This is a genomic window from Streptomyces sp. NPDC015220, assembly GCF_043079345.1.
Lineage (GTDB): Bacteria > Actinomycetota > Actinomycetes > Streptomycetales > Streptomycetaceae > Streptomyces.
Genome location: NZ_JBIBUK010000050.1, coordinates 1 through 4,379, shown reverse-complemented (window position 1 = coordinate 4,379; position 4,379 = coordinate 1). Strand labels below are relative to the sequence as shown.

The 4,379-nt window shown below is 70.9% G+C and carries 3 protein-coding genes and 1 pseudogene; 1 reads left to right on the top strand and 3 read right to left on the bottom strand.

Going from position 1 to position 4,379, the window contains the following annotated elements:
• From ACF061_RS38965 to ACF061_RS38955, 3 genes are all read right to left on the bottom strand, one after another.
• Positions 1 to 1,842, bottom strand: a 1,842-nt coding sequence (locus ACF061_RS38965; RefSeq protein ID WP_392271762.1) for an MDR family MFS transporter, incomplete at its 3' end; no start/stop codon positions are given.
• 13 nt (positions 1,843 to 1,855) lie between these two features.
• A complete protein-coding gene (locus ACF061_RS38960; RefSeq protein WP_392271761.1) occupies positions 1,856 to 2,350 on the bottom strand; it encodes a MarR family winged helix-turn-helix transcriptional regulator in 495 nt (164 codons plus the stop codon).
• A 188-nt stretch (positions 2,351 to 2,538) separates the two neighbouring features.
• A complete protein-coding gene (locus tag ACF061_RS38955; RefSeq protein ID WP_392271760.1) occupies positions 2,539 to 3,435 on the bottom strand; it encodes a virginiamycin B lyase in 897 nt (298 codons plus the stop codon).
• Between the two features lie 254 nt (positions 3,436 to 3,689).
• Between ACF061_RS38955 and ACF061_RS38950 the strand changes: the two are divergent.
• Positions 3,690 to 3,961: pseudogene (locus ACF061_RS38950) on the top strand (TetR family transcriptional regulator); the annotation flags it as partial.
• Positions 3,962 to 4,379 lie beyond the last annotated feature (418 nt).

Here is a 4,379-nt window from a genome sequence, read left to right as displayed (position 1 = left end):
GATCAGCGTGACCGCGGCCTGGGCCACCGGTGCGCTCTCGGCGCCCCGGACGAAGCCGTGGACCGGGATCCCGCCGCCGCTGCCGGCGGCCGGTGTGCTCGGTGCGGCCGTGGCCACCGCGGTCAGTTGCCGCGTGTTCTCGGGGTCGGTCCCGGCGGCCGGGGTGAAGGTGTCAGCGGCCACTGCGGCCGGGGCGAGCGGGGCCTGGGCCTCGGCGACGGCCGGAGCCGCGGCCGGGGTTTGCTGCTGAGCGGCCTGAGCCAGGGCGCCGGTGGTGCGCAACGGAACCTCCTTGATGAACAGCACGACGATGAAGGCGACGAACGCGCAGGGCGCGGCGTAGAGGAAGGCGTCGGCGATGCCGTGGCCGTAGGCGCCCTCCAGCCAGGTGCGCACCGCGTGGGGGAGCGCGTTCATGTCGGGCAGCGCGCCGTCGCCGCCCATCGCCTTGGCCGCGGCGGCCCGGGCCTGCGGGGCCAGGGAAGTGATGGTGTCCTTGGCGTGGTGGCCGATGCGGGTCGACATCACCGAGCCGAGCACGCCGACACCGACAGCGCCGCCGAGGGTCCGGAAGAAGCTGACCGTCGAGGACGCGGCGCCGAGGTCCTGCGGGGCGACCTGGTTCTGGGTGGACAGCACCAGGTTCTGCATCGTCATACCGACGCCGACACCGAGCAGCGCCATGTACAGCGACAGGTGCCAGTACGGGGTGTCGTAGCGCATGGTGCCCAGCAGGCCCAGGCCCGCGGTCAGGCACGCGCCGCCGGCCACCAGCCAGGCCTTCCAGCGGCCGGTGCGGGTGATGATCTGGCCGGAGACCATGGAGGCGACGAAGAGGCCGCCGATCATCGGGATCGTCATGACTCCCGACATGGTCGGGGACTTGTCACGGGCGAGCTGGAAGTACTGCGAGAAGAACACGGTGCCCGAGTACATCCCGACACCGACGAAGAGCGAGGCGAGCGACGCCAGCGCGATGGTGCGGTTGCGGAACAGGCGCAGCGGGATGATCGGCGCGCTGGCCTTGGTCTCCACGAACACAAACAGCAGGGCCAGTACGATCACGCCGCCCACCATCGTGAACGTCTGCCAGGACATCCAGTCGTACTTGTCGTTCGCGAAGGTGACCCAGAGCAGCAGCAGGGACGCCGCGGCGGTGATGAGGAAGGCGCCGGCCCAGTCGACCTTGACCTGACGCTTCACCACGGGCAGGTGCAGGGTCTTCTGCAGCACGACCAGGGCGATCAGGGCGAAGGGGATGCCGACGAAGAGGCAGTAGCGCCAGCCCAGCCAGGAGGTGTCGGTGATGACACCGCCGAGCAGCGGGCCGCCGACGGTGGCGACGGCGAACGTGGCGCCGGTGTAGCCGGAGTAACGGCCCCGCTCCCGCGGGGAGATCATCGCGGCCATGATGACCTGCACCAGCGCGGACAGACCGCCCGCGCCCAGCCCCTGGACCACTCGCGCGGTGATCAGCATCGCGGGGTTCTGCGCGAGACCCGCGATGACCGAGCCGGCGACGTAGATGGTCAGGGCTATCTGGACGAGCGCCTTCTTGCTGAGCAGGTCGGCGAGCTTGCCCCACAGGGGCACCGAGGCGGTCATCGCGAGCAGCGCCGCGGTGACGACCCAGGTGTAGGCGGACTGGCCGCCGCCCAGGTCCTTGATGATCGTCGGCAGCGCGTTGGTGACGATCGTGGACGACAGGATGGCGGCGAACAGCCCGAGCAGCAGCCCGGAGAGCGCCTCCATGATCTGTCGGTGCGTCATCGGAGCGCTGCCCGGGGAGTCTCCCCCGTGTTTGGCGTGAGCCCGCACACCGGCTGGTGTGGTCGTTGCCATGGGCTTCCTTTGCTTACGTGCTTGCGGGTGTACGGGTGGTCTCTTCGACTACGGGCGCGGGGAGCCGGACCGGGGTGGACCGGCAGTCGCCGAAACTGTCGCGCAGCCGGCTCATCAGCCGGATGAGCTGGCCGACCTCGTCGTCGGTCCAGTCGCTCAGTCGCTGCGCGAACAGGTGCGTGGTCCGCCGGGACAGCTCGTCGATCTGGTCCAGCCCCGCGGGCGTCAGGCGCAGGATGCGCGAGCGCTTGTCGGCGGGGTCCGGCAGCCGTTCGATCCAGCCGCGCGCGGCGACGTGCGCGACATGCCGGCTGGTCACCGACATGTCCACGGCGAGCAGCTCCGCGAGCTTGCTCATGCGCATGTCGCCGTGGCGGCCGAGCAGGGTCAGCACGGCGGCGGAGCCGGCCGGGCAGTCGGGCGGCAGTATCCGCCCCATGTCCCGTTTCACGGCGCCGACGGCGCTGAGCTGACGTGCCAGCTCTTCGTACTGCGCCCGCTCGGCCATCGCACCTCCCGTAGTGGTTGCTTGTAGCAACCATAAAGGCGGTTGGTTGCCTCGGGCGCTCAAATCGAGGGATGCGGGCGCAAAAACTTAGCAAAGGTAAGCATTGCAAATGTAAATGAATCGGAGTGCTGTCGCCGGGGCGCCGCCGTGCCGGACCGAGGGCGCCCGCAGGGGGTCGCGTGGGGGCGCTACGGTTCGATCCGGGCGATCTCCCCGATCTCCAGGGCGACGTAGAGGGCGTTGTCCGGTCCGACCGTGAGGCCGTGAGGTTCACAGGAGCGGTCCGGCAGGTCGTACTCCTCGATGTGCCCGCCGGGAGTGATGGACCCGATTCGGCCGGCGCCCCATTCGGTGAACCAGCACACGCCCCTCGCCGGGTCGGCGGTGATCGCGTGGGGCCGGCAGGAGCGGTCCGGGAGGGGGTGTTCCCGGATTCGGCCGTCCATGTCGATCCGGGCGATCTGTCCGGCGCCGATCTCCACCAGCCACAGTGCGTCGTCCACACCGCGGGTGATGCCGACCGGCCCTGCCTGCGCGGTGGGCAGCGGGTGGATCGTGACGTCTCCGCCGAGACCGACGCGGCCCACCGCGTCCGCCTGGTTCAGGGTGAACCACAGCGCGCCGTCGGGCCCGGTGGCGATGGCGGAGGGAAAGGCGCCGCTGACCGGCAGCGCGAACTCCGTCACGCGGCCGTCGGTGTCGATGCGGCCGATCCGGTCGGTCCGCATCTGCGTGAACCACAGCGCGCCGTCGCCGGCGGGCGTGATCCCGAACGGGCCGCTGTCCGGCGTCGGCACCGCGAACGAGGACGCCTGACCGGTCACGGTGATCCGCCCGATGCGGTGGTCCTGAGCGCGGGTGAACCACAGGGCCCCGTCGGGGCCGCACGCGATGACCGACGGACCGCAGGACGCGGAGTCGAGCCGGTGGCGACGGATTCGGCCGTCGGGCGCCAGCCGGGCGATCTCACCGGCGTGCACCAGGGTGAACCACAGTGCGTCGTCGGGGCCGGCGGTGATGGCGTAGGGACCCGAGGCCGGGCCCGGGACGGGTATGCGCTCGATCGAGGCGGTACGGCGGGGCATCGGGGCTCCAGACGACGGGTCGGGTGCTTGCGGGATCCCGGTGCGCACACCCGCGGCGAGCGAGCACGTCACCGAGCCGTGGACGAGCCCGCCGTCCGAGGACCCGCTGACGGCGAGAGCGGTGATCCGCGTAGGCGTGCGAGGACTCCGAAGCGTTCGAGGTGCCGCGCGGCCGCCACGGGCCGCTGGGCCGTGAACGTTCCGGAAGAGCGACGACTCCACTGGTACGACGATTGTTGCGTCAAGATCGTGCCGTGCCGCCGTCCCGCCGAGCAACCGGATTTCCGGCCGGGAACTCCCCGCCCCCGTCGGCGGCCCACCGCCCGGGCGGTCGCACCGGCCGCATCCGCACGCAGGCGTTCGACGCGGTGCGCCCGGAACTGGTGGAGGCCGGCCACGCCGCACTCACCGTGGACGCGGTCGCGGCCCGCGCTGCCGTCCACCGCACGACGGTGCACCGGCCCGGCGCCGGCGGGACGTCGGCGGACCGCTCGCCGACGTCCTCGACGCCGCGAGCGACGACGACCGCTCAGCCGCGTACGGCGGTACACCGGGCAGGGGCCCTCTGCTCCACGGCGCGTGCCGTCTCGGCGCGGCGGACGGGGCCGGGACAGGTGAAGGCCCGACACCACATCCACCGCGTGGGACCTATGACGCCCCGCATGTCAAGCATCGACTCGCCGACAGTTCCCGGCGGCCCGCCGCTGTCAAGGGTGAGCACCCGTCAGAGGATCACCTTTTAGGAGTAATAGTCATTCAATCTGGCAAATCAGCAACGCATCTGACGTCTCCTCAGGTGGCCATCGGTGGCGCTTGGGGCGCTCTGTGTCCCCCGATCGGCCCTGTGGGGCCGGTCCTCCCGATCCGCCCGATATGACAGCTATGGGAGGCGTCAGTACGTTCAATTACGCAACGGCTGTCACAGCCGGCTTCTCTCTGAGTCT

What these genes read in the sequence shown, in the direction of transcription:
- ACF061_RS38960 (WP_392271761.1), bottom strand. Translation starts at nt 2,350, where the DNA reads ATGGCCGAGCGGGCGCAGTACGAAGAGCTGGCACGTCAGCTCAGCGCC.
- ACF061_RS38955 (WP_392271760.1), bottom strand. Translation starts at nt 3,435, where the DNA reads ATGCCCCGCCGTACCGCCTCGATCGAGCGCATACCCGTCCCGGGCCCG.